This is a genomic window from Amycolatopsis sp. NPDC051106 (assembly GCF_040682775.1).
GTDB lineage: Bacteria > Actinomycetota > Actinomycetes > Mycobacteriales > Pseudonocardiaceae > Amycolatopsis.
On sequence record NZ_JBFBBQ010000009.1, the window covers coordinates 23,426 to 48,827 of the forward strand.

The window sequence follows — 25,402 nt, forward strand, 5'->3', positions numbered from 1 at the left end:
GCGTGGCTCGGGCCGAGTTGTCCACATTGGTGCCGGGCTGTGGATGGCCTCGGTCAGTCGCGGCTGGGGCCGAACCTCTCCGTGCGGATGCGGTGCGGGTCGTGGCCCAGGGCGACCAGGATGTCCGCCGCCGTCTCGACGAAGCCGGTGGGGCCGCAAATGAAGCACGCTGCGCCGAACTCGGCCGGCCAGCCCGCCGTGTTGAGCGTGGGCACGTCGATGCGCCGGGGGATTCCCGGGCGGCCTTCCGGCAGCTCGCGCGTGTACACGTACGTGATGTCCAGGCCTGGTACCGGCGTGCGCAGTTCGTCGGCGTAGTACAGCTCCGCCGGGGTGCGCAACGAATAGATCAGCTTGAAGGGCGTGCGGACGCCCGCTGCCCGGCGGGCGCGGATCATCGCCATCAACGGGACGATGCCCGAGCCGCCCGCGATCAGCAGGACCGGGGCCGGGTCCGCCGGACGCCAGACGAACCAGCCGCCGACCGGGCCGCGGATCTCGACCGGGTCGCCGATCGCGTACGGGCCGGCGAGGTGCTCGGACACCTCGCCGTCGGCGACGCGCTGGACCGTCAGCTCCACCCGGTCGCCGTCGGCGGGCGCGGCGAGCGAATAGCTGCGCTGCGCGCGGTAGCCGTCGGCCGCCGTGAGGCGGACGTCGACGTGCTGCCCCGCCAGGTGACCCGGCCAGCCGGGCAGGTCGAAGACGAGCGTGCGCGCTGTCGGCGTCTCGTCGCGGAAGTCGGCCAGGCGGGCGACCCGCCAGGCTAGTCGCCCTGATACCGCTGTTCGCGCCATGGATCCCCGTAGTCGTGGTAGCCGACGTTCTCCCAGAAACCGGGCTCGTCCCGGGTCTTCAGCTCGAGCCCGCGCACCCACTTCGCGGACTTCCAGAAGTACAGGTGCGGCACCAGCAGCCGCGCCGGGCCGCCGTGTTCGGGGGTGAGCGGCTTGCCGCCGTACTCGTAGGCGATCCAGGCCTGGCCGTCGAGCAGGTCGGCGAGCGGCAGGTTCGTGGTGTAGCCGCCGTAGGCGTGGACCATGGCGTAGTCGGCGGCCGTGTCGAGCCCGCCGATCAGGGTGTCCACCGAGACGCCGCGCCAGCGGGTGTCCAGTTTGGACCACTGGGTGACGCAGTGGATGTCCACTGTGGGCTTCTCGCTGGGCAGCGCCATCAGCTCGGCCCAGCTCCAGGCGTGTTTCTCGCCGGTCTCGGTGGTGACCGTGAACTCCCACGTCTCCGTGCGCACGCGCGGAGTCGGGCCGGCCGACAACACGGGGAAGTCCTCGGCCAGATACTGCCCGGGTGGCAGGCGCGGGTTGCCGCTGCGGTCCCGGCCGCGGAACCCCGGTGTCACGACGCCCATCGTGGCCCTCCTTCCCGGTCGGCCCGAGCCTACGCCCGGACGCGCAGCCCGAGCGACGTGACGAGCACCGCAGCCTGTTCGGGTGACACGATCGCGCCGGCCAGTTCGGCGTTCACCGGGTCGAGCGCCGACAGGTCGCTGCCCCGCAGGTCGGCGCGTGGCAGCTTGACGGCGTGCAGACTCGCCGCCGAAAGGTCGACGTCGGCGAACACGGCGTCGGCGCAGTTGGCCCCGGTGAGGTCGGCCTCGCGCATACGCACCCCGTGGAAGGCGACCGACCGCAGGTCGGCGCCCGCCAGCCCGGCGAACGACCAGTCGCCGCCGGTGACCCGCAGCGGACGCAGGTCGCACTCGCTGAACGTCGCGCCGACGAGCTTGCACCCGGTGAACTCGGCGTCGAAGAAGTTGCACCGCTTGAAGGCGCAGCCGGTGAACGCCGAGTCCGTGTGCCGGGACGCGTTGAAGCGCACGTTGCCGAACACGCAGTCGGTGAAGACCGAGTTCCGCGTCTGGGCCTCGGAGAAGTCGACTTCGTGGAACTCGCACCGCACGTAGTGCCGTCCGGTGATTTCCTCCCCGTACCAGTCGTCGCGGACGAACCGCTGTTCCTCGACGGGCGGATCTTGCGTGGCATCGGACACCCGGTCAGGCTAGCGGCAGTTCCCGACGCCGAAGGGTCCGCGCATGCTCGATGCTCACGCCGTCCGGGCGGCCGTGCCGATGACCGCCGCCGTCGACGCGGTGCGAGAGGCTTTCCTCGACCTCGCCGCCGGCCGTTTCGTGGTGCCGCAACGGTTGTCCTTCGGCGGCGGCACGACGCTGGTGATGAGCGCGTGCCACACGCCGACGTCGACGACGGTCGTGAAGACGCTCAGCCTGGTCGCCGGCCGGACACCGATGATCCTCGGGACACTGGTGTGGAACACCGCCGCGGGCCAGGTGGTCGCCGACGCGATCGAGGTGACGACGCTGCGCACGGGCGCGGCGTCCGGCGTCGCGACGGACCTGCTCGCGCCGCCCTCCGCCGACCGCTTGGCGCTCCTGGGCACCGGGGCGCAGGCCGCCGACCAGGTGCGGGCGATGGCGGCGGTGCGGCCGGTGAGCCGGCTGGCGGTGTTCGGACGGGATCCGTCGCGTGCTCACGGCTTCGCGGACCGTCTGCGTGCCGAGTTCCCGGAGATCGTGACGCGGGTCGCCGCTTCGGCGGCCGACGCCGTCTCCGATGCGGAGATCGTTTGCTGTGCTACTTCGTCTTCGACTCCTCTCTTCGAGGTGGACGACCTGCCTGAGCGGGTGCACGTCAATGCGATCGGGTCTTATCTGCCTTCCATGCGAGAGCTTCCCGCCGAGTTGCTCGGTTCGGCGGCCTGTGTGGTGGTGGATCAGGTCGAGGCCGCGTTGGAGGAAGCCGGCGAAGTGATCCATGCCGTGGACAGTGGGGTGCTTGAGCGCTCCTCTCTGGTCGAGCTTGGCGAGGCGTTGCGCACGCCTCCGGCGACGAGTGGGCGGACGGTGTTCAAGTCCGTCGGGCTCGCGGTGCAGGACTGGGCCATCGCGCGGTTGCTGGGCGACGCCGGACCGCGATGACGGACGCGGACGGACGACACGCGTGCTTGGATGACGACACGCGTCCGACGGGCACGAGGACGACGAACGATCTTGGCGTCCCCCCAGAACCCGCGTGATCACGGACCGAACTCGCGTGATTGAGGCCGGAACTCGCGTGATTGGGGGCGTGACTCGCGTGATTGGGCGGGCATCGCGCGTGACTGAGTGGGCATCATGCGTGACTGGATGGGCATCTCGGGGTGCGACGGAGGGTGCGGGACGGGCGGCGGAGAGCAACCGGAGCCGCCGAACGGCGCAATCTGGGGTTGGAGCGTTTGATCGGTCACCCAATCCGGGAATTTTCCGGACATGTCTCCTTGGCGAACCACCACCAGACGGAACACGGCCGTGCGGGTCATCACGGCGATCGGCGCGATCTTCGCGGGGATCGAAGTCCTTTACATGATCATGGTGCTCGCCGGTGCCAACGCCGGCAACGCCTTCTTCATCTTCATCAAGTCGCTGGCGGTTCCTCTCGCGTTGTTCTGGCCGGGGCTGTTCAACGTGGACAACGGCAGCCTGCAGGTCATTCTCGACTTCGGCTTGGCCGCGGTGTTCTGGCTGGTCGTCACCGGCATGATCGCGCGCTTCGCGGGCCGGTGACCGGCGGGCGACACCGCCCTCCGAACTGCCGCCTGTCGTCATCGCCCCCTCCGGTGACGGCAGGCGGCACGCCACCCCGGTGCTGATCCGGCACGAACGTGGCGGCACCGCCGCCGCGTGAGAATCGCCGCTTCGCGGGACCTGCCCTCGGCGGGCCACCCGGCTTTCGGCGACACTGGACGGATGAGCGACGGCAGGTGGTTCGACGGCTGGTCGCCCTGGCCCGAACTGGCCGGGCTGGCCGCGGCCGGTCGTTCCCTGCTGCCGAACGTCCCGGTCACACCGGCCGCCCTGGCGCGCACCGTCACCGAGCAGCTCGTCGGACGCAGGCTGACGGCCAAGGTCGACGGCCGCGACGTCGGCCTGACCCTCACCGAGCTCGACTACCCGGCCGACAGCCTCCGCCTGGCCACCGGCCGCGTCGGCGACGTCCGGATCGTCGCCGAGGACGTCGACTGGCCCGAACCCGAAGGCGGCAGCATCCCGCTGCGCCGGGTCACCGTGCTCGCCGAAGACGTCCGCCTCCGCTCGCTGCCCACGCCGGCCGCCAAGCCGGCCCGCGTCGAGCTGCGGATCGCGGTGTCCGCGGACGTGCTGCGCGAACGGGTGGCGAAGGTCCGGCCCGGGATCGTGGCCGCCCCGGCGGACAGCGGGCTGCTCCAGATTCATTGGGCCAAGAAGCCGCACTGGGGCCACCTGACCCTCGAAGCCCGGGTGGAGGACGACGCCGTCGTGCTCGTGCCCCGGACTCTCCACATCGGACAGCGCACCCTCCGCCCCCCGAAGCGCTTCCAGCCCATCGTGCTTCCCCTGCCGGAACTTCCACCAGGGATAAAGCTGACCGAGGTGGAACCGCGGCACGACGAACTCGTGCTGCACACCGTCGCCGACGAGTGGCCGGAACGGCTTTCCCGCATTCCTCTCGCCGATCTGTTGAGCTGGTTGACCACCGCAGCGGTGACCCTGACTTTGCCGAAACTCGGTTCGCGTCCATGAGATCGAAGCTACTCGAACGCGCGTTCGAACGTCACCACCCACAGGGGTGGAGCCGCGCGCTCACCCGTCCCGGTCCCGCAGGTACAGCGTGTGATCGGCCTGCCGGTCGACCTCGGACGAGTAGAACCGCTCGGCCACCCGATGCGCCTCCGCCTCGAGCAAATCCAGCTGTGTCACCAGTTCCGAGCCCGCACCGGCCCGCCGGGCCGCGAACCACCACGGCAGGTTCAGGTAGGTTTCCAGCGACAGCGGCAGGTCCGTGCGCACCAGGCGTCCGACGGCGTGCCGCAGGTCGGGATCGGCCGCGAGCCGCGCGGGCTGCGCAAGCAGATCCCGCAAGATCGCGATCCGGCCCACGCTGTCCACAGTAGACGCTCGCATCCGCGACGCCTGCGAAGAGACCCGTCGCACCAGCGTCTCCAACGAAGAACGCAGCTCGGCCGAAGTATCCGGTACCAACCGCACCTTCTCGGAAGGCGCCAGCAAAACCCCGGCCAGGTACAACGCCGCCACCACGAACGGCCAGACCCCCCGACCACCCCGGTCAGGTACAGCACCACACCGAGAAGCCCACCGACGCAGCCGAGCAGGTTCTTGGTCGACCCCAAGAAGCGCAACAGCATCATTGGTACCCGCGGATCTCCTGGAACACGCCGGCCAGCCGCACCTTCCGCGCGTCGAACACCTTGCCCCCGGTCATCGTGGCGACCTGCGTCAGCTCGTCGCTCGACCCCTCGCCGAACAGCACCGTGAACACCGGCACCTGCTTCATCGCCGGCGGCAACGAGCCGAAGGAGGCCCGGAAGTCCGGCAGCGACGACCCGTTCGCGTTCTCGCCGTCGGTCATCAGGACGATCGACGCGAACCGGTCGGGATCGCGTCCCGCCAGGGGCTCCAGCACTCGGTAGGCCTCCGAGAGGCTGTCGTAGATCGCCGTCCCGCCCCCGGCCGACAGACCTTCGGCGAACGCCTTCATGCGCGCCAGTTCGGTGGAGGGGTTCTGTTCCGGCACCGTGAACGTCGAAGCCCGCGAAGGACTCGTGTTGAACGGCAGCATCGTGACCTCTTCCCGGCTTCGGAACCGCCGGAACCGGCCGGCCAGCGACGTGTCGGCACCCGTCAGCCCGACCAGCGCGGTCCGCAGCGAGTCGATGCGGCGCCCTTCATCGAACCCGACGTGTCGAGCACGTACAGCGTCCGCGACGGCCGCCGGATCTTGTCGAAGTAGGCCTGGAGCAGCGCGTCCACCGCCTGCTGCGTCGCCGGGAACGGCAGCTCGACGAGGTCGCGCGCCGCGAACTGCGGCCCCGGCGCGACACCCGGGACCACCGGCCGCCGCTGTGTCGTGTCCATGATCCGCTGCTGGACGCCGGGAGTCCGCAGGTGGTCCGAAAGCCGCTGGTGCGCCGAACGCGCGTCGGCTCCGGCATCCGTCAGCAACGTGAGCGGGTAGTCGGCCGTGACGACGCCGTCGCTCGGGTAGACGAGCGTCAGCGGCTCGGGCAGCTTCCCGGACGCGTTCGCCGACAGCAGCACGGACTCGTAGTTGATCAGCCCGTCGACCTGCCGCCCCGGGTCCTGGCCGGTCGCGCGCCGCGTGTACGCGTCCGACAACCAGCCCGACGATCCGGCCGAAAGCGCCTGAGCGCTGAAGAACTGCGTCAGCTGCGGCGTCACCGAAGCGATCTGCCGGGCGTCGATCGCATTACCCGCACCGGCCAAGGCCGAAGCCACCCCGACCAGCGCCGAGAACCCGGAGTTCGACGCCGACGGGTCGGTCATCCCGTAGCTGAACGCCTTCTTCCCGGCCTGCGCCGCGATCTCGCCCCAGCTGACCGGCTTCCCCGCCCAGCCGAGCCGCCGCACGACGGAAGACGCCAGCCCCAGCACCACCGGCGAGCTCATGATCTTGACCTGGTTCCCGAGCCGCTTCGCCGCTTCGGGAATGCCGGCGGGATAACGGTTCGAGGAGAACCACACGGCGTCGTACTTCCCGTCGACACTGCCGTTCGCCAGCGCTTCGGCACCTTCGAGGGTCCCGGTGAAGGTGAACTTGACCCGGACGCCCGTCGGCTCGGCGGCTTCGTCGAGCACCGGCTGCAGGTCCGCCAGCTCACTGCCCGCGAGGACCCGCAAAGTTTCCGGCTCCGGTTCGCCCAGCGGCGCGGACGACGGCTCGGAACACCCGGCCAGCACCAAAGCACAGAAAGCGAGCGCTCCCAGCCTCTTCCTCATGACTCCCCCTCGTGCGAACGCCGCAGGTGGCCTTCGGCGCGGCGGATCTCCCCGGACAGCGACTCGACGGTGGTCGCCATGGTGCGGACGGCGTCCGCGCGGAAGCCGTCGATCGCGTCGATCGAGGCGTAGATCCGGTCGAACGACGCGCGGATGGTCTCGGTCGCGACGGCCGGGTCGGCGCTCGCCCCGCGGATCTCCGCGGACTGCGTTTCCAGCAGCTCGGAGTTGGCGCGGATCAGCCCGTCGGTCGTCGACCGCAGTGCCGCCACCTCGTCCAGGACGTCCCGCTGACCCGCGAGAGCAGCCGACACGAGCAGGGCGACGCGCAGTGCGGACACCGTCGTCGACACCGCCCGCTCGCTCGTCGTTGGTACGGCGCACCAGGTCCAGCGCGAGGTACCCCTGCGCGCTCACCGCGAGCTGGGTGAGCAGGTCCTGGTGCCGCTGCCGGATCGGGTACAGGATGTCGCCGCGCAACGCCCGCGCCCGCAGCGGGTCGGCCAGGTCGAAGACGGAAGCCTGCCGCTCGATGGCACCGTCGACGGCTTCGGCGAACGCCGCCGCTTCGGCGAGCTTCCCCAGCACCTTCCACAGCCGCTCGCGCTCGCCCTTGATCGCGGAGTTGTCCCGCCGCAACCGGTCCTGGCGCGTGCGCAGGTCGACGACCAGGGCGTTCACCGGCTCGTTCGCCGCGTGGTACCGGTCGAGAGCCCGCTTCGCAGCGCCCGCCACCGGGAACATCCCGAGCAGCTTCCGCCCGGTCAGCGGTAGTTTGGCCGGGTCCAGCTCCGCGACGGTCCGGCGCAGCCCGGCGAGGCTCGTCGTGACGCCGTCCTGCGGGAGGCCATGCCGCGCAGGGAGCGGTCCAGCATCGCTCCGGCGACGCCGGCCGCGGCGCGCATGTCGGCTTCACCGACCGCCAAGAGCTCGTCGAGGAGATCGGTGAACTCGGGCGAACGGACGTCGAGTGCTTCCAGTCGCGTGGCGAAACCGTCGGCACGAGCGGTGATTTCCGCGCGTGTCGTCCCCGAGGGTGATGAGCCCGGCGGCACGCTCGGGGGAAACCGCCGTCACCGGCGTGAACCCGTCCATGTCAGTACTGCTTGCCGACGGCGTCGAGCAGCCGTTCGAGGGTTTCGAACGACGGCGGCTCGACGGCGTCCACGAGGTCGGCCGGCACGCGGGCCGGCGCGGCGACGTCGGCGAACAGCCGCGGGTCGGTGGTGCGGAAGCCGAAGGTCGCGGCGAGCTTGCCGAGCTCGGGATCGGTCGCGAGGAGCTGCCCCACCTGGTCGCCGTCACCCGACAGCGGGACGAGCGTGTGCTTCGAATACACCGTCGGCGCGGTGTAGACCAGGCGCATGTCCGGCCGGATCGAGCCGTCGCCGCGCACCACCCGGTCGACGAACTGCGACTCGTAGATCAGGGCCAGCGGCGTCTTCCCCATGCCCGCCGAAAGGTAGTCCTCGAACGGCCCCTCGGTGCTGTTCTGCGTGTACCCCTGATCGAGGAACAGCGCGCCGGGTAGGCGGTGTTGCCGGGCAGCTGGTCCCACCGCGTGCCGGCCTTCGCCAGATCGAGGTACTTCGCGATGTCGAGGACGTCGTAGTCGCCGGCGCCCTTGCGCACCACGCCGTTCGCCTTCAGCAGTGCGATGACCGGCTCGAAGGACGCGATCGCCATCGGCGACTGGAACGGCGTGTACACCGTCGTCACCTTGCGGTCGCGCTGGATCTTCTGCGCCGCGGGCGAGGAAGACGGGAACGCGAACGCGTACTTCCCGAGGTCGACGGTGGTCGCGATCTGCCGCGAGCCGGCCGTGTCGACCTCCACCTCCAGGCGGTGCCGCGCGAAGGCGCCGACGACGCGCTGGTCAGTGAAGAACGCCTGCTTCTCGGAGCCGATCACGCCGCGCACGGTCGTAAGACCCGGCCCGGAGTCGCGGCCCCAGACGATCACCCCACGACCGCGAGCAGCAGCACCACGGCCAGTCCGACCGACACCCGGCGTTTCACGAGCCACTCCGCTCAGCCGCCTTCGCCCATTGGACGCGGGAGGGAGCCGGTTCGAAGTGAACGGCGGATGAAGGAACGGTCTCAGGTCACCGGGAACCAGGTCCCGGACGCCCATTCCGTGTCGCCCCAGGCCTTTCGCTCGTCCGGCCGTGGGTCGAGCACCAGATCGGTGTCTTCGCGGAAAACCAGTACCGGGCGCAGTTCGGGGCCGTACGGCGGCCATTCCGGGCCGTCCGCGTCCGCGACGCCGTCGTGCACGAACCGCACCCAGCAGCGGTGGATCAGCAACGCCGCGCGCTCGCGGGCCGGGTTCACGTCGGTCGCCTCGGCGAACAGCGGCAGCGGGGTCTTCCACGCCATCGTCGTCTCCGTGCCGTGGCCGCCGTCGAGCTGCTCGGGCACGCCGGGTGCGGCGATGTCGATGCGGTAGCGGTAGACGGGCGCGTGCGCGGACTGCGCGTCGGCGAGGCGCTGCGTCGGGATGCCGTAGCGTTCGTCGCCCATCGCGGCGATCTTCGCGGACTTGAGGTCGGGGACGCGGCGGAGGTACGTATCGAGAAGGTGCGAAGCGCCTTCGTCGCCGAGGATTCCCTCGAGCACACCGGAAGCCGGTGCGGTCGCGATGTCGTCGCCGAGCATCAGCGCGTACGTGCTGCCTTCGTTGCTGTTGCAGCCGACCAGGAGCGGGATCCCGGCCGCGCTCCCCCGGCGGATCGGCCCGATCGGGACCTCAGGCAGCACGCGGGGGTGCAGGGTCGGGCGCCAGAGCCACAACGCCTGGAGCCCGCTCAGGATCCGTTCCTGCGCTTCGACGAACTCCTTGGCCGGCACCGCGCGCAGCGCCTCGACGTCGTGGCAGCCGACCTCGTCGAGCAGCCGCCGGGCCAGCGCGGTGCCGGCCTCCGGCGTCGCGACGTGGTCCGCGCCGCCGCTGCTGCTGATCGCCTGCGCGAACAGGCCCGCGCCCAGCGGGCTGCCCATCAGGTTCCCGACGCTCTTCGCGCCCGCCGAAACGCCGTAGACGGTGATGCGCGCCGGGTCGCCACCGAACGCGGAGATGTTGCGGCGCACCCACTTCAGGGCCTCGATCTGGTCGAGCAGGCCGCACACCCCGGCGTCCGCTTCGGCCTCCCCGAAGATGCCGGCGAGGTGCAGGAAGCCGAGCGAGCCGAGGCGGTAGTTGATCGTGACGACGACGATCCCAGCGCGCGCGAACTCGTCGCCGTCCCCGAGCTGCTCGCCGTGGCCGACGCGGTAGCCGCCGCCGTGCAGCCAGAACAACACCGGCCAGCCGCCGTCCGGGACCGGCCCTTCCGGCGTGCAGACGTTGAGGTACAGGCAGTCCTCGTCACAGACCGCTGCCGGGTTCATCGGGTCGGGCGCCTGCATCGCGTGCGGCCCGTACTCCGCCGCCACGTGGACACCGCCCGAGAACGAGGGCGGCTGGGGCGCCTTCCACCGCAGCTCGCCGACCGGCGGGCGGGCGTACGGGATCCCCCGCCACCGGCGCACGCCGTCGCCCGCCAGCCCCACCAGCGCCCCGAGCTCGGTCGTGACCGTCGGGACGGCAGCCATCAGAGCGAGGCCTGCTCGACCGTCGGCAGGCAGATCTCGAACCGGGTGTTCCCCGGCTCGGACTCGACGCGCAGGTCACCCTGGTGGCGTTCGACGACGATCTTCCACGAGATGTCCAGGCCGAGCCCGGTGCCCTCGCCGACCGGCTTCGTCGTGAAGAACGGCTCGAAGATCCGCTGCTTGATGTCCGCCGGGATGCCGGGGCCGGTGTCGCCGATTTCGACGCGGACCTGGTCGTTCTGGCCCCACGTGCGCAGGGTCAACGTGCCCTCGCCCTGCATCGCGCCGAGGGCGTTGTCGATGACGTTCGTCCAGACCTGGTTCAGCTCGGCCGGGTAGGCGGGGATCTTCGGCAGGCTCCGGTCGTACTCCTTGACCACGCGGACGCCGTCGCCGATCTTGCCCGCGAGCATGACGAGCGTCGAGTCGAGGCCGTCGTGGACGTCGACCCACTGGTGCGGCGCCCGGTCCATCTGGGAGTACTGCTTGGCCTTGCCGACCAGCGCGGAGATGCGCGTGGTGGAGTCCTCGATCTCGCCCATCAGCATCTCGGTCTCGAGCGCGTAGGCGAGCCAGCGGACGGCGCCGTCGATGAAGGTGTCGCCGACCTGCTCGAGGACGTTGTCGAGGTCGGCCGTCGTGAGGCCGGCGCGGACGTAGATGTCGGCGAGGTCCCAGCCTTGGTCGATGCCGCGGTCCTCGAACCAGCCGGTGATCTCGTCTTCGCGGTCGGCCTGCTGCATCGCGGACAGCTTCTCGGCCTGCACGACCTGCTTGACCAGGCGTTCCTGGACGTCGATGAGCTGGTGGAGCAGCTCCGGCTCGATGTCCTTCTTGGCGAGGAAGGCGAGCTTGTGCCGCATCCCGGCGACGCGTTCGCGCAGGGCGGACGTCGCCCGGACGGCGGCCGCGGCCGGGTTGTTGAGCTCGTGGGTCAAGCCGGCGGACAGCTCACCGAGGGCGAGGAGCCGGCGGCGCGAGCCGATCACGGTGTCGCTGTTGCGCCAGCCGAGGTACATGCCTTCCAGCAGGTGCGTCGCCATCGGGAACCACCTGCGGAACTCGACGGAGAACTCCTTCGACGGCAGCGCGAGCAACGTGACGTCGGAGAGCGCGCGCACCGTCGCGCCGTAGTTGTGGTCGGTGTCCTGGTGCACGAAGAACTGCGTGGCGCCGAAGTACGCGCCGCGCTGGTCGGACCGGTTGGTCTCCACCTCGGTGCCGCTGACCAGGCGCGTCATCCGGATGGCGCCGCCGAGCAGGACGTAGAAGCAGGTCGCCTCGCCGCCCTCGCTGATGATGGTGGAGTCGCCTTCGTACTCCTCGAGCACGGCGTTGGCGGCCACCCAGTCGAGCTGGTCTTCGGAAAGGTGTTCGAAAAGGAAGAGCCCGCGAAGCTCTTCCCGCGGCAGTGCGCTCATTGTTCCTCCAGGTACCGGTGTACCAGCGTCACGGCCATCGCGCCCTCGCCGACCGCGGACGCCACCCGCTTGACCGACTGGGACCGCACGTCACCGGCCACGAACACGCCGGGGATCGACGACTCGAGGTAGTGCGGATCACGGTCGAGCGTCCAGCCTCTCGGCCGCTGGCCCGCGGCCAGCAGGTCCGGGCCGGTGCACACGAAGCCGTGGTCGTCGCGCTGGATGTCCTCGCCGAGCCAGTCGGTGCGCGGGGCCGCGCCGATGAAGATGAACAGGTGGCCGCTCTCCACCGTCTCGGTGACGCCGTTCTCGCACAGCGTCAGCCGCTCGAGGTGCTCGTCGCCGTGGGCCTGCTTGACCGTCGTGTGCGTCCGGACGTGGATGTTCTCGATGCCGGCGATCTGCTCGATCAGGTAGTGCGACATCGACGCCTCGAGCGACGCGCCGCGCACCAGGATCGTGACGTCGCTGGCGTGCCGGGAGAAGAACACCGCGGCCTGTCCGGCGGAGTTGGCGCCGCCGACGATGTAGACGTGCTCGCCCTTGCACTCGGGCGCCTCGGTCGCGGCCGAGCCGTAGTAGACGCCGCGGCCGGTCAGCTCTTCGATGCCCTCGGCCTGCAGGGCCCGGTAGGTGACGCCGCTGGCGAGGATCACCGAGTGCGCGGCGATCTCGCTGCCGTCGCCGAAGGTGACGACCCGCGACGAGCCGCGGGCTTCGAGGCCGACGACGTCGCGTGCGGTCAGCACCTCGGCGCCGAACTTCTGCGCCTGGCGCCGCGCCCGGTCGGTCAGCTGCGCGCCGGAGACGCCGTCGGGGAAGCCGAGGTAGTTCTCGATGCGCGAACTGGTGCCGGCCTGGCCGCCGGTGGCCTTCTTCTCGACGAGGACCGTGCGCAGGCCCTCGGACGCGCCGTAGACCGCCGCGCCGAGCCCGGCGGGACCGCCGCCGATCACGACGAGGTCGTAGAACTCCTGCGCCGGGCGGGTCGACAACCCGACCGCGTCCGCGATCTCGCCGCCGGTGGGCTGCTTGAGCACGGTGCCGTCGGGGGTGACGATCACCGGGATGTCGGCCTCGGCGGCGTCCGCGGCCTGCAGGATCCGCCGTCCTTCGTCGTCCTCGACCGAGTACCAGCGGTACGGCACGGCGTTGCGCGCCAGGAAGTCGCGCAGGTGGAACGACGGCGAGTTGTAGCGGTGGCCGATGAGCTTGACCTCTTCGACGGGCTTGTCGCCGACCGCCTTCCAGGTTTCGACCAGCGCGTCGATCACCGGGTAGAGCTTCTCCTCCGGCGGGTCCCACGGCTTGAGCAGGTAGTGGTCGACGTCGACGACGTTGATCGCCTGGATCGCGGCGTCGGTGTCGGCGTAGGCGGTCAGCAGGGCGCGGCGGGCGTGCGGGAACAGGTCCATCGCCTTCTCGAGGAAGGCGATCCCGTCCATCTGCGGCATCCGGTAGTCGGCGAGGATCGCCGCGACGGCGTCGCCGCGCAGCTTGATCTCGCGCAGCGCGTCGAGGGCGTCCGCGCCGGAGTCGGCGCGGATGACGCGGTAGTCCTTCCCGTAGCGGCGCCGCAGGTCACGGGCGACCGAGCGGGACACGGCGGGATCGTCGTCGACGGTCATCAGGATCGGCTGGCTCACGAGATGCAGCCTACGGCGCCGGGTGGCCGGCTGGGGAGGACCGCCGTTTCGGGACCTGGACCCGCTCCAGGTCTTCGGCCACCACGATCTCGCCGTCGAACTCGGCTTTCGCTTCGTCCAGGAAGCGCGCGGGATCGGGGTAGCGCTGGGAGAAGTGCGTCAGCACGAGCTGCCGGACACCGGACTCGGCCGCGACGCGGGCCGCCTGCCGGGCGGTCAGGTGCCCGAAGTCACGGGCGAGGTGGGTGTCCTCGGCGAGGAACGTCGACTCGATCACGAGCATGTCGGCGCCCTCGGCGAGGGCGTACACGCCGTCGCACAGGCGGGTGTCCATGACGAACGCGAACCGCTGGCCGGGCCTGGGGGTGCTGACGTCTTCGAGGCGGGTGTTCCCGAGCCGGCCTGCCCGCTGGAGCTTGCCGACGTCCGGGCCTGCGATGCCGTGGTCGCGCAGCCGGTCGGGCAGCATGGTGCGGCCGTCCGGCTCGACCAGCCGGTAGCCGTACGCCTCGACGGGGTGGCTCAGCCGCCGGGCCTCGATGGTCACCTTCCCGGTGGCGATCGGGCCGTCGTCGGTGATCGGGTGTTCGCGCAGGTCGGCCGTCTCGTAGAACGCCGTCGCGTGCCGCAGCCGCTCGAAGTAGTGCGCGCCGGACGCCGGGAAGTGGGCGTGGACCGGGTGCGGCACCTTGTCCAGCGAGAGCCGCTGGATCACCCCGGACAGCCCGAGGCTGTGGTCGCCGTGGAAGTGCGTGACGCAGAGCCGCGTGATGTCCGTGGCGGCGACGCCGGCCCGCAGCATCTGGCGCTGGGTGCCTTCGCCAGGGTCGAAGAGGATGCCCTCGCCGTCCCAGCGCAGGAGGTAGCCGTTCTGGTTGCGGTGGCGCGTGGGCACCTGGCTCGCGGTGCCCAGCACCACCAGTTCGCGGGTCGACACTCCCGCACGCTACTCAAGCCGCGGGGGTGGTGTCCCCCAGTTTGCGCAGCCGGAAGGCCAGCACCAGCAGCATGATCCCGTAGAGCAGCGCGTAGATGCCGACGAGCAGCGCGATGCCGAACGCGCCGGCGATCGGGTTGATCACGATGAGGACGCCCGCGATCACCGAGAGCGCGCCCGCCGCGATGAGGAAGGCTTCACCCCGGATCTGCTTGCGCAGCCGGATCGCGGCCGCGATCTCCGCGATGCCGGTGACGATCGCCCACAGGCCGACCAGCAGGGCCAGGAGCAGAACCGTGATGCCGGGCCAGACCAGGACGAGGATCCCGGCGATGATGCCGAGCGCGCCGAGGATTCCGTAGGCGGCGCGGTGGCCGGCGTCGCCCGGGCGGAAGGCCTGCATCAGGCCGCCGATGCCGTCGACGATCGCGTACACGCCGTAGAGGATCGCCAGCACGAGCACGGTGGCGCCCGGCCAGATCAGCGCGAAGAGCCCGAACAGCACGGCGAACACGCCGCGGACGGCGGCGATCGGCCATGCCCGGCGGGGTTCGACGACGGAGAACGCTGCGAAGGAGGTCATCTGCCGCTCCCGGGATCGTTGGGGACCTCAGTATCGCGACGGTTACCCGCTGTTCGCGCCTCCGAACACCCGTTCGGGGCATGCACCGGCCATTGTGGACTTGAAGGACCGGCGTGCGCCGCGGCCGCCACCACGGCGCACGCCGGTTGCTCAGGGGTAGCTGACCAGGTTGACCGGCTTGGTGCCGGTCGGGGTCGTGTCACCCGTGGTGTTGATGACGTGCGTGATCGTGCCCTGGTAGTTGAGCGACACGGTCACCATGTCGTGGAACCGCACGCCCGGGGTGTTCGGCGCCTCGAAGGCGTGGGCGCTGGCGACCGAGGGGTTGGTGCTGAAGAAGCAGTAGCTGCCCAGCCCCCACGCCTCGTGGCTGGTGACGTTCGGGCCCACCTTGTAGGCGGAGTAGCCCTTGGTCGACCCGTTCATCCAGCCGGCCTGGTCCGGCACGTCGTAGGGCATCTCGTTCTGGAAGAAGTACGTCCGGCCGCCGTTGCCGTTCCAGACGACCTGCGTCTTCTGGTAGTGCTCGACGAACAGGCCGTACATCGTCACGTTGTTGCCGTTGACCGTGAGCCCGGTGTCGGCGGTGTTGGTGCCCCAGCCGACATTGTTGCCGTTGTCGGCGTGGTCGGCGCGCCAGATCCACATGTGGTCGCCGATCACGTTGCCGCTGTTCACCACCAGGCTGTTCGTCGCCTTGCCGACGGCCGGGCCGCCGATCCGGAAGAACACGTCGTGCAGCGACGTCGGGTTCGCCGCGTGGTCGGCGGCCGAACCGGCCGGGCCGACCTGCATGAGGGTGTTCGAGTTGGTCGTGCCGGCGTCGATCAGCAGGCCGGCGACCTTGACGCCGTCGACGTCGTCGACGTTCATCGCGGTGACGCCGTTGTCCGGCACCAGCGTGGCGATGCCGAGCCCGAGCACGACGGTGTCCGGCCGGGTGACGTGCAGCGCCTGGTTGAGGTGGTAGACACCCGGGGTGACCAGCAGGTTCTTGCCCGCGGCGAGCGCGGCGTTCAGGTCCGCGGCGGTGGCGCCGGGCTTGGCGATGTAGAACTGGTCGATCGGGAGCGAGCTGCCGGGCGCGGTGCCGTTCGCCCAGCTCGTGCCGGACGCGTTGGTCTTCACGCCGGGGACGAAGACCTGGTAGTTGCCGGCGTTGTCGATGTAGAGGAACGGCTTTTCGCGCACGACCGGCGTCTGGCCGACCGTGGTGTAGGGCGGCGACGGGAAGGTGTTCGCCGGGGCGCCCTGGACGCCCGCGAAGACCATGTTCCAGTTGGAGCCGGACCAGCTGCCGAACTGCGAGTTGCGCGAGATCCACTGCTGCTGCGAGCCGGAGCGGACCTGGCCGTCGACCTTCGTGTCGGAGATCCAGCCGCCGCTGGCCCAGCCGCCGTCGTCGAGCTGCAGGTTGCCGCGGACGTGCATGCGGCGGTACGGCGCGGCCTGGCTGACGGCCCAGCGGTCGGTGCCCCCGTTCGGGTTCACGGACAGGTTCTCGGCGCCGCGCCAGAAGTTCTGCGTCGCGTTCTGCGGCGGGAACCAGTCGGCCTCGACGTGCACGGCGCCGTTGATCGTCACGGCGTCGGGGCTCAGGCCGAGGCCCAGCACCTGCGTGTAGAAGCCGACGTTGACGTCGTTGGAGTACGTGCCGGGCTTGAACATCACGGCGTAGCGCTGGCTGCCGAACTGGTTGCGTTCCTGCTGGCCGAAGATGCTGTTGAGCCGGCTCTGGATGCTGGAGCTCGACATCGACGGGTCGAAGATCACCACGTTCGGGCCGAAGTCCGGCTGACCGGGCTGCGTCGTGTTCACGGGGTTCAGGATGAAGGACTGGGCCGTGGTGCCGTTGCAGGCGTACTGCTGAAGCTGCACGGAGTCGGCGACGGAGGCTCCCGGAACGTCGAGGCACTTCCCGCTGTTGCGGCTGACGAAGTGGTAGCGGCCGTTGCCCTCGTCGACGGCCTGCCACTGCTGGTTGGCACCGTTCGAGTAGGACCAGAGCTGCACGAGGCCACCATCGGCGGTGGAGACGCCGGTGACGTCCCAGGCCGCGGCGGGGTTGCCGCGGGCGTTCACCCGGAAGTAGCCGTCGCCGGTGGGCTGGAACTGCCACTGCTGCGAAGCGGTCTGGTTGCAGGAGTACTGCTGCACGACGGTGCCATCGGCGGTCCCGGCGGCCCGGGCATCAACGCACTTGCCGCTGTTGACGGCGGCGACGGTGTACCAGCCGTCCGGAGTGACCGCGGCTTGCGCCTGGCTCGTGGTCAGCATGCCCGCGACCAGGGCGGATGCCGCGGAGAGCAGCACCATCACCCGCCGTCTCGTCTTCATCGAAACCTCCTCTGCCGCGGTTCGCGGCGTCCGTAGAGCAGGAAACGGCAGAGGCATGCCCGGTCTGGGGGTAGACGCGGCGTAACGGGCGGGGACCTCGGCGTCACAACCGCCGAAAATGTAACGGCGGCCACAGCTGAGAGTCAATACACGACTAAAAATAAGGTGTAAAACTGCTGGTCAGCGCTCCGATGAGCGGGACTGCTCCGAAGAGCTACCCCTCTGCTGAGGCCGTCCGAGGGTCGTGTAACGTATGGACACACGAGATGCGGAGTACACCTTCGCTTCGGGGCTATGGCGCAGCTGGTAGCGCACCTCACTGGCAGTGAGGGGGTCAGGGGTTCGAGTCCCCTTAGCTCCACAGTGACGAAACACCGCCCACCGGATCCGAAGATCCAGGCAGGGCGGTTTTTTCGTTGCAACGGATCTTGAGTTTCGTCCAGAAGAAGTTCAGCTACCGGCTAGTAGCTGGGGCAGAACTGGGGCACCGGCCGGATCGCGGCGAAATGGGGTCACGAAAAGTGCCCCAGTAGCGTCCCCCGAACAGGTGGATTTCGAGTCATCTCGCAGCCAGACGCCCGCCAGGCAGAGGCCGACGACGGCCGGTGCACCCCGGCCGGGTCGACAGCAAGAAATTTGAGGAACCGGAACGAACCGCGAGCGTCGTGTCGTGGGGTAGACATGACGAGCACCACCGACACTGCAGAATATGTCAGCCGGCTGGGTCATCGCGGTCGCGGTCGCCATCCAGGAATCCACCTTGCGCAAACTTGATCACGGCGACCCGGGACAGCCCCGGCCTCTTCCAGCAGCGTCCCTCTCAGGGTTGGGGCACGCCGCGACAGGTCATGGATCCGACCTACGCGGCCACGCAGTTCTATCGGCACCTGCAGGCCGTCTCCGGGTGGCAGCAGATGAGTCTCAACGATGCCGCCGAGACCGTCCAGCGGTCGGGCACACCGGATGGCATACGGCCGACACCAGGCGGACGCCGAGGCCATCGTGGCCGCGGTCGCAGGAGTGGCCTGTGAGCACACCGGCGCCGGCGACTGCTCGAACGTCACCGCGCCGACGCCCGCCGCGCTCACCGCCATCAACTACGCCTGCGGGCAACGCGGACTGCCGTACGTGCGGGGAGGCAACGGCCCCGAGGACGGCGACGCCGGGTTCGACTGCAGCGGCTTGACCCGGGCCGCGTACGGCGCCACCAGCATCCCGCTGCCGCGGACCTCGCGCGAGCAGTACGCGGCCGGACCACACGTGCCCGCCGGCGCCCCGCTGCTTCCGGGCGACCTCGTCTTCTACGCGACCGCCGGACGCGTCCACCACGTCCGGCCTGTACATCGGCGGCGGCAACATGATCGACGCGCCCGACTTCGGACAGGCCGTGACGGTGGAGCCCTATCGCCACCCCGGTGACGACTACTTCGGCGCGACCAGGCCAACCGGGCTCCGTTGAGGCTTCGGCACAAGCACTTCTGGGCGATACGCCTGTCTTGTTGGACGAACGCTTGACATGAAGCGGCTGACGGAGCGTCCATGGATGTGTAGCTCGAACCACCGGATGCGCACCGGCGGGCGAACGCCCCGGCCCGGGGCCTGCCCCCGCCACCGATCCGGCAGTCTCGGGAGCTCCCACGGTGGAAGCACCGAAGCAGGAAAGACTGCCGAAGGGGGCACTTTACGACCTGGTGAAGGATTTTCTGCAGGCGAACCCCGGCGAGGAGTTCAGACCTGCCAAGATCGGCACAACGCTCGGCCGGTCTAGCAGCGCTGTGAACAACGCCTTGGAGAAGCTCGCCATCAACGGCATGGCAACAAAGACGCGCGAGGCACCGAAGCGCTTCACGTCGAACTGACGTCGCCTCAGCGGTGGACCGGCCGACTCCGGCGGGTAGCCAGCGCCACGGCCGTGGAACCGGCCAGCGATCCGTCGAACCAACACCGTCTCCTGTGGACATAGGTCGCACACGTCGCACTGGAGGACGGGGATTTCTCGGCGAGCTTCACCGAGTTCGCTGGACCATCAGGGAGCTACCGGGACCGAAGCCGCCGCTTAGTGGCGAACGAAGGCTTCGGCCTCCTCCTTTTTCCAAGCGTCGAACCAGGCGTGCCATTCCGGGCTGCAGTTCAGCGTCGAGGTGAACCGGATGACGCAGGCTCCCAGCTCGTCGCGGCTCAGCGTCAGCTGACCGGTCTTGTCCACTCGGGTGAGAGGCATAATGAGATCGCTGAACCCGGGTAAGCGAGAGCCGATCATGTGCCAGGTGCCTGATCGGCCCTCACCGAGCCAAGGGGCACGTTCGTAGGCGGCGAGCATCGTCGCCAGGAAGAGCAGGTAGAACCCGGTCGACGACGGGGGAAGGTCTCGTCCGATCGGGAAGTGACGGCGTACGACTGCCGGCTCGAACGGCCCCCGCGCCTCAAGCGCCGTCGGACTCGTCTCGTCCGGTACCTCGTCCGAGGCGAGCAGTTCGGCCAGCGCCGACTTGTCGTCGAACATGGGGCGCATCTCGGCCGACAGCGGGATAATCTCGGATTCGGGCTCGCCGTGCCCGAACGATCCGGAGAGCGCGGATGCCTCGGACAGCCTGCCGATGTCGGCAAGCTCCCTCAACACGAGCCAGCGGAGCGGGAGCACGTAGGCCGGCGACGCGGCGATCCGCACGAGCATGTCATGGAGGTCCGGATCGATCTCACCGGCAGAGAAGAATCGCCGGAGCAGGTCCACCAGCGGACCTGGCGTCTCATCGGGCGTGCCGTGCAGCTGCACTGACAACAGCCCACGAGCTCCCATGGCTTCGACGTATCGCTCCATCGGCAACAGGTCGCGACGGCACAGCTCCACGACCACGCCCGGATGGGAAGACGCGATCCTCGGTGCGAGGCCGACGACGATCCCGGCCAGCGCGTCCGGCTGGGACTCCAGGCGGCGAGCCAGTTCAGCGGGCACAGTCCCGTCGGCGACCACCTGGAGCAACTCGTCGACGATGGCGGCGCCGCACTCGGCGTTCACGGCGACGTTCCCGGTCAGGATCGCCCGGCAACTTCGCCGAGCTGTCGGGAAGGTGTCCGGTGGACAGGACAGCAGCAGCGCCAGCAGCTGGGTGTCCCTGGTTCTGGCGTAGAGCAGAATCGCGGCCGTGTAGAGCCGATCGAGTACTCTCGGGCTCGGGCGCATGAACCGCAGCGAACGCAGAGCGAACTCCACCTGGACGCGACGGTCGGCATCCGATCGGTCGAGCACGAGCAGCTCCAGACAGTCGTCGATGCCGTCGGCGCGTCGTGCGTCGAACTGCTGTATCGCGATCTGGGGGACCACTTCGCTGGTGTTGAACTGGATCAGCGGCCGGATCATGCCGATCACGTCGCGTGCGCTGTTGCAGTGGCGGACGATGAAACACGCAGCGAAGTACTCGAGGAACGTGCGGTGGGTGAATCCGAAGAGCCGTTCCCCGCGTTCGGAGGTTCCGGTCTGTGCCAGCAGCCAAGCCCGCCCGGCGCAGAAGTCCAGGAAGTCCTGAGCCTGCAGAGAAGCGGACTCGGCGTCGTCGACGACGTTGCGCTCGAAGTAGTCCTTGATGTTCTGTTTCAGCCTTCCTTCGGGAAGCCCGCTCTGCACGCTTCCCTGGTTGAAGAAGTTATACGCGAGCTCTTGGATCAAGTACCGCGTCTTGGTGTTCGACTTGAACGAAATAGGTACGCGGCGCATCCGGTCCCATCGTTCGAAGAGCAGCTCGGCGCATTCTTCGTAAACCTGCGGCCGGTTTTCCGGGATGAACCCGTCGTACTCGTAGATCATGCAAAGCAGCGACAACATCAGCGGGTTGGTCCGCAGGTCCTCGACGTGCACGCTGTCCTCGAGGAAGTTCCGCACCCGGTCGCCGGGCTCGAAGTGCCTCGGCTGAGCGACGATCCGAAACCAGCGCTGAACGTACAGTTCCAGCTGCTCGTCGGTGAAGTCGGGAAGGTAGTAGACCGGGAAGAGCGCCGGGTCGAGACGGGCGCGGAGGTAGCCCTCCTCGCGGGAAGTCACCACTACCGTGACGAGCGGATAGCGTCGGCAGAACTCCTCGATCCCGGCGACCGTCGAACGCCGCATGTCGATGTCGGCGATCTCGTCGAGGCCGTCGAAAACGATCACGCCGAGCCCCAGGAAAAGGATGTCCCGGATGGTGTCGGCACCGAACTCGGCTTGCGCCACGACGCGCAGGGTGTCGGCCAAGATGGTGAGGTAGGAGGTGGTCGGCGCCTGATGGTCCTTGAGTTCGACGACCATCGGCGCGATCGGCGTCTCGTCGCCCTGGCGCGAGGCGACGCGATGGAGCAGGTTGCGAATGAAGGTGCTCTTGCCGGCCCCGGGGTGACCGACGACGACGAAACGCCGGTCTGCCATCTCCGACTCCGCCAACGGCGCCAGGTCGCTCGCAGCTGCGGCCGCGAAGTCCTCGACGGCCTCTGCCGGGCCGCCGGTATCCGATCGTTCGTCGACGCCGGGGCGCGCTCGACGGGACTCGACCACTTGGAAGTGCGGTCGCGGAGTCAGCAAGCGGGCGACGTAGATCTGCTCGATGGGGACTCGGTGGTCATCACGCGAGTGCGGCATCACCATCATGGCGTACCGCGTTCGCATCGCCTGGCGGATCACGCGAACGGCGGCAAGGGCAGCGGAAGCCCGTTGCCGTTGGCCCGAAAGAGCCCATCGCTCGGATACTGCGGACGCCAGTGACGACTCGGCGGGCGGGGTCCCGCCGAGGTTGCGAAGGCTTGTCGCGTAGAGGAAATCATCGGAGGTGAAGACATTCTCTTCACGCAGTTCCTGGAGCTGCAGGTGCACGCAAGCGCACAGCTCCGACCAGAGGGACTCGGCGATCCGTTTTCCTTGCGCATCGGGAAGATCGAGCTTGTCCACGAGCTCCCGAACGAAGCTCTCCCCCAGTCGGTTGCACTCTTCCGCCGTGTCCGGGCCTTCTCCGGTCATCTCCAGATAGGCAAATATCTCCAGTAGGCCGGTGCACAGACGCCCTTGCAGGTACGTGGAGATTGCGGCCTGCTGGGCGCGCACGAGCTTGACATCTCGCCAGCTCGCCGACTGCCTGACCGGCGCCGGAGCGGGACGGAGCCTCTTCGCCGCAGCTTTCCACGCGGGCGCCGACGCTCGGACTGCCATACCGCCGACGGCTTTGGCTGCGGATTGCGCGACGAGAGTTGCCAGCACCGCCGAAGACATGTCCGCGATACTACCGGCTGGAGAAGCCGGACACCGGCGGTCGTACAGCGCTGTCCAGGTCGACGATGCATTGCGCCTTCACCGGCGGTGCAAAACCTCTGCCCGGCAAGAATGGGAAAGTGCCATATCCTGAACGATACTGCATCGAATGCGTCCGAACCCTGGCTTGACGGCCGCGTGACGTGATAACAGTCGTCGCCTCGATAGCGGCACGGATGAATCTGCACGGCTTTCCCGAAGCCCAACACGTCGATCATGGTGCCGCCGCCGAGGTAGAGCCCGATGTGATGGGCTTGCCGTCGACGAGTGGCCGGACGACGAACTGCTCGCGTGAAGGTGCGGGGCAGACGATCGCCGCGGCCGCGTAAACGGCGTTGGTCAGCCCGCTGCAGTCGAGTCCAGGGTCGCCGTCACCTCCCCAGACGTAGGGTTTTGCCGAGCTGGGCGCAGGCATGGGTGATCGGCGAGTGCGCCACCGTGGACGGGGCCGGGATCTCGTCGCAACCACCGCCAGTGTTTCGGCGAGCGCGCCGTCGAACTCGTCGACGGTGGTCGCGCTCAGCAGCTTGCTGCCCAGGAAACGAGGACCGCGTTCGCCGTCGCAATCTGGGGCATCTGGGAATGCCTCGAACGACACCAACCGCTACCCCACCGACGGGCACTCACCGCGGCCGCCCGGACGTGGGCCCACCACAGGCTCGACGGCAGCTCCTAATCACCTGGATCTCACGACGTGAGGACCACCGGATGACCGTCGCCAGCGAACCGGCCCTGCGGGTCGGCGCCCGCGTCCTGCTCCTCAACCACGACGACGCGGTCCTGCTCGTCCACGCCCGCGACCGCGCGAAAGCCGCTTCACCTACCGCGGCCGCGAACACCGGTCTGATCGAGCGTCGCTGGTGGTCGGCCGCCGCGCTCTTGACCTGCCGAGACAAGCTGCTGCCCGCAGAGCTGCCAGATCTGCTGCAGGCACTCCGCGACGACCGCTTCCCGCTCGCTCCCAGGCGCGGAACGACTGAGCCACCGGACCGTCGGGTAGCAGCGCCGTCTGCCGGTAGGACGGGACACGAGCCACCGCGGCCGCCACCAGCGACCGTCCGCACCCGAGGCGCCGATACTCGGCGGCGACGTGGACGAACGCCTGCTGAGGTGGCCGGTTGGGGCGACGACCCCGCCGGCCCCTTGTTTGGAGCCGGCGGGGTCTAGATCCGAAGGAGCCCGTACGGGAGGATCCGGACCTACACCCTCGTTACCCGGCCACCCCACTTCGAAACCCGCCTCCCGCTGTGAGCTCGCCGCCGAGCGGCCGCCGGCTCGTAGCGGCCGGACGGTCCGGCAGGCTAAGTTGGTCTTCGCGATGGTTGAGAAGGCAGCTGTCTTCCAGGGCGACCCTAGGGAGAACGGCAATGGGCAGTGAGCAGGACTGGCAGCTGGACAAAGCGGCGTTCGTCGCGGACCTCGAGCCACCGGGGCCCGGACCCTTGGCGCGCCAGTTCGCCGAGCTGACGGCCGGCCTGCTCGCCGCGGCCACCGTCGAGGACATCCTGCAGCGCGTGCTCGAAGCCACCACGCTGATGGTCCCGGCCGCCGACCTGGCCAGCTTCACCCTGCTCGACGCCGGCGGACACTTCCACACACCCGCGGAGACCGGCGAAGTCGCCATCGAACTCGACCGGCTGCAATACCGGTTCCGGGAAGGGCCGTGCGTCGAGGCCGCCGTCCCCGGCGGCCCGGCCGTGGCCATCGCCCCGGACCTGACCGATGAGCCCCGCTGGCCCCGCTGGGCCCCGGCCGCGTCGGCGCTCGGGCTCGGTTCCGTCCTCGCCACCGCGCTGATCAGCGGGCCACCCAGCGGGGAATCCCACGGCGCCCTCAACGTCTACTCCCGCTCCCGCGACGGGTTGAACGAAGCCGACCGCGACGTGCTGCTCCTGCTGGCCACCCACGCTTCCCTCGCCCTGGCCGCCACCGACGCCGTGACCCGCGCGGAACTGCAGGCCACGCACCTGCGCACGGCGATCGACAGCCGGGACGTGATCGGCCAGGCGAAGGGCATCATCATGGTGCGGCGCGGCATCTCCGCGGACGAAGCGTTCGACATCCTGCGAAGGGCGTCGCAAGACCTCAACGTCAAGCTGGCCGAACTCGCCCGCACGCTCGCCGATCGCCACACCGACATCGACCTGCCCACCCGCTGACCGGCGGCTCGGTCCGCGCGTGGCAGCCCAACCCGATTCCGGGTTGCCTATCCGACCTGCCGCCGATCATCTCGTCGGCGAGCACGCGCCAACGCGACCGCGATCTGAGCGGCGACCGCCGAAACGGCGCGGTGGATTCGCTGTCTGCCGAGCACCTGACGCCAGACCGAGGCAGAATTGCGGCATGTCCGACTCAGATGGCGCAGGGACCGAGGAGCCGCCGGCGGACATCCCGGGCTCGGCGAACGAGGTGACACTCGAGAAGGTGGGTGAGGCGTTCGTTCTGCGGGTGACCGGAGCGCTGGACCTGGCCGTTGCGCCGAAGCTTCGCCGGTTGGTCGACCGCGCACAGCGGCTGGCCCCCTCGCTGCTGGTCATCGACTTGACCGAGGTCAGCTTCTTGGCCTCTACGGGGATGGCGGAACTGGTGCGGGCCGATCGCCTCGCAGCGTCGACGACAGTACGGGTCGTGGCCACCGGGCGGATCACGTTGCGACCTCTCGAACTCGCGCGCCTGACCGACGAGCTGGTGATCCGTCCCACGCTCTCGGCCGCGTTGGACCGCACGTGACCGGCCACGGCGGGTCCGTGACCAAGCTCAACCCACGTCGGCCGAGTCATCGGGTGACGGTGGCCCCGTGATGAC

17 protein-coding genes, 1 tRNA gene and 5 pseudogenes are annotated in these 25,402 nt (G+C 69.3%); 8 read left to right on the forward strand and 15 right to left on the reverse strand.

The window, feature by feature from the left end; genetic code table 11:
* Positions 1–53: 53 nt before the first annotated feature.
* The 3 genes from AB0M83_RS09910 to AB0M83_RS09920 are packed head-to-tail and all read right to left on the reverse strand — an operon-like array spanning position 54 to position 2,007.
* Positions 54–797 carry a ferredoxin reductase gene (locus tag AB0M83_RS09910; RefSeq protein WP_364515128.1) on the reverse strand — a complete coding sequence of 248 codons (744 nt, stop codon included), beginning with the start codon at positions 795–797 and terminating at the stop codon, positions 54–56.
* Positions 767–1,366, reverse strand: coding sequence for a sulfite oxidase-like oxidoreductase (locus AB0M83_RS09915; RefSeq protein WP_364515131.1), 600 nt, complete (start codon positions 1,364–1,366; stop codon positions 767–769). Before AB0M83_RS09915 ends, AB0M83_RS09910 begins: the two co-directional genes overlap by 31 nt.
* A 29-nt stretch (positions 1,367–1,395) precedes the next feature.
* On the reverse strand, positions 1,396–2,007 hold the full coding sequence (locus tag AB0M83_RS09920) for a pentapeptide repeat-containing protein (protein ID WP_364515133.1): 612 nt from the start codon (positions 2,005–2,007) through the stop codon (positions 1,396–1,398).
* A gap of 43 nt (positions 2,008–2,050) precedes the next feature.
* Between AB0M83_RS09920 and AB0M83_RS09925 the strand changes: the two genes are divergently transcribed.
* The 3 genes from AB0M83_RS09925 to AB0M83_RS09935 all read left to right on the forward strand — a co-directional run bounded on the left by AB0M83_RS09925 (position 2,051) and on the right by AB0M83_RS09935 (position 4,573).
* Entirely contained in the window at positions 2,051–2,953 is a 903-nt protein-coding gene (locus tag AB0M83_RS09925; RefSeq protein WP_364515136.1) for an ornithine cyclodeaminase family protein, read from the forward strand.
* Positions 2,954–3,322: 369 nt separating this feature from the next.
* Entirely contained in the window at positions 3,323–3,577 is a 255-nt protein-coding gene (locus AB0M83_RS09930) for a hypothetical protein (RefSeq protein WP_364515138.1), read from the forward strand.
* Positions 3,578–3,760: 183 nt separating this feature from the next.
* Positions 3,761–4,573 carry an LmeA family phospholipid-binding protein gene (locus AB0M83_RS09935; protein WP_364515141.1) on the forward strand — a complete coding sequence of 271 codons (813 nt, stop codon included), beginning with the start codon at positions 3,761–3,763 and terminating at the stop codon, positions 4,571–4,573.
* Between the two features lie 60 nt (positions 4,574–4,633).
* Here AB0M83_RS09935 and AB0M83_RS09940 read toward each other — a convergent pair.
* The 10 genes and pseudogenes from AB0M83_RS09940 to AB0M83_RS09985 all read right to left on the reverse strand — a co-directional run bounded on the left by AB0M83_RS09940 (position 4,634) and on the right by AB0M83_RS09985 (position 17,328).
* A pseudogene (locus AB0M83_RS09940) lies at positions 4,634–5,196 on the reverse strand (hypothetical protein).
* Positions 5,196–6,808, reverse strand: a pseudogene (locus tag AB0M83_RS09945) (VWA domain-containing protein). The pseudogenes AB0M83_RS09940 and AB0M83_RS09945 overlap by 1 nt, the downstream one beginning before the upstream one ends.
* A pseudogene (locus AB0M83_RS09950) lies at positions 6,805–7,618 on the reverse strand (toxic anion resistance protein). Before AB0M83_RS09950 ends, AB0M83_RS09945 begins: the two co-directional pseudogenes overlap by 4 nt.
* A 286-nt stretch (positions 7,619–7,904) precedes the next feature.
* A pseudogene (locus AB0M83_RS09955) lies at positions 7,905–8,826 on the reverse strand (hypothetical protein).
* An 81-nt stretch (positions 8,827–8,907) separates the two neighbouring features.
* Entirely contained in the window at positions 8,908–10,401 is a 1,494-nt protein-coding gene (locus tag AB0M83_RS09960; protein ID WP_364515144.1) for a carboxylesterase family protein, read from the reverse strand.
* Positions 10,401–11,822, reverse strand: a complete 1,422-nt coding sequence (locus tag AB0M83_RS09965) for an ATP-binding protein (protein WP_364515147.1) — start codon at positions 11,820–11,822, stop codon at positions 10,401–10,403. Before AB0M83_RS09965 ends, AB0M83_RS09960 begins: the two co-directional genes overlap by 1 nt.
* Positions 11,819–13,471: an FAD-dependent oxidoreductase gene (locus AB0M83_RS09970; RefSeq protein ID WP_364515150.1), complete on the reverse strand. Its 1,653-nt coding sequence runs from the start codon at positions 13,469–13,471 to the stop codon at positions 11,819–11,821. The genes AB0M83_RS09965 and AB0M83_RS09970 overlap by 4 nt, the downstream gene beginning before the upstream one ends.
* 10 nt (positions 13,472–13,481) lie before the next feature.
* Complete coding sequence (locus tag AB0M83_RS09975; RefSeq protein ID WP_364515152.1) at positions 13,482–14,408, reverse strand: ribonuclease Z; 927 nt, start codon at positions 14,406–14,408, stop codon at positions 13,482–13,484.
* Between the two features lie 13 nt (positions 14,409–14,421).
* On the reverse strand, positions 14,422–14,991 hold the full coding sequence (locus tag AB0M83_RS09980; RefSeq protein WP_364515154.1) for an HdeD family acid-resistance protein: 570 nt from the start codon (positions 14,989–14,991) through the stop codon (positions 14,422–14,424).
* 150 nt (positions 14,992–15,141) lie between these two features.
* Positions 15,142–17,328, reverse strand: coding sequence for an RICIN domain-containing protein (locus AB0M83_RS09985; RefSeq protein WP_364515157.1), 2,187 nt, complete (start codon positions 17,326–17,328; stop codon positions 15,142–15,144).
* Positions 17,329–17,616: 288 nt separating this feature from the next.
* Here AB0M83_RS09985 and AB0M83_RS09990 point away from each other — a divergent pair.
* The 3 genes and pseudogenes from AB0M83_RS09990 to AB0M83_RS10000 all read left to right on the forward strand — a co-directional run bounded on the left by AB0M83_RS09990 (position 17,617) and on the right by AB0M83_RS10000 (position 19,187).
* Positions 17,617–17,689: transfer RNA gene (locus AB0M83_RS09990), tRNA-Ala, on the forward strand.
* A 357-nt stretch (positions 17,690–18,046) separates the two neighbouring features.
* Positions 18,047–18,787: pseudogene (locus AB0M83_RS09995) on the forward strand (C40 family peptidase); the annotation flags it as partial.
* 181 nt (positions 18,788–18,968) lie between these two features.
* A complete protein-coding gene (locus AB0M83_RS10000) occupies positions 18,969–19,187 on the forward strand; it encodes a hypothetical protein (protein WP_364515159.1) in 219 nt (72 codons plus the stop codon).
* Between the two features lie 197 nt (positions 19,188–19,384).
* Here AB0M83_RS10000 and AB0M83_RS10005 read toward each other — a convergent pair whose 3' ends face one another.
* Complete coding sequence (locus AB0M83_RS10005) at positions 19,385–22,558, reverse strand: NACHT domain-containing protein (protein WP_364515161.1); 3,174 nt, start codon at positions 22,556–22,558, stop codon at positions 19,385–19,387.
* Positions 22,559–22,811: 253 nt separating this feature from the next.
* On the reverse strand, positions 22,812–23,012 hold the full coding sequence (locus tag AB0M83_RS10010; RefSeq protein WP_364515415.1) for an NlpC/P60 family protein: 201 nt from the start codon (positions 23,010–23,012) through the stop codon (positions 22,812–22,814).
* A gap of 952 nt (positions 23,013–23,964) precedes the next feature.
* Here AB0M83_RS10010 and AB0M83_RS10015 point away from each other — a divergent pair.
* Positions 23,965–24,756, forward strand: a complete 792-nt coding sequence (locus tag AB0M83_RS10015) for a GAF and ANTAR domain-containing protein (RefSeq protein ID WP_364515164.1) — start codon at positions 23,965–23,967, stop codon at positions 24,754–24,756.
* 184 nt (positions 24,757–24,940) lie between these two features.
* On the forward strand, positions 24,941–25,327 hold the full coding sequence (locus AB0M83_RS10020; RefSeq protein WP_364515166.1) for an STAS domain-containing protein: 387 nt from the start codon (positions 24,941–24,943) through the stop codon (positions 25,325–25,327).
* The last annotated feature ends 75 nt before the right edge of the window (positions 25,328–25,402 follow it).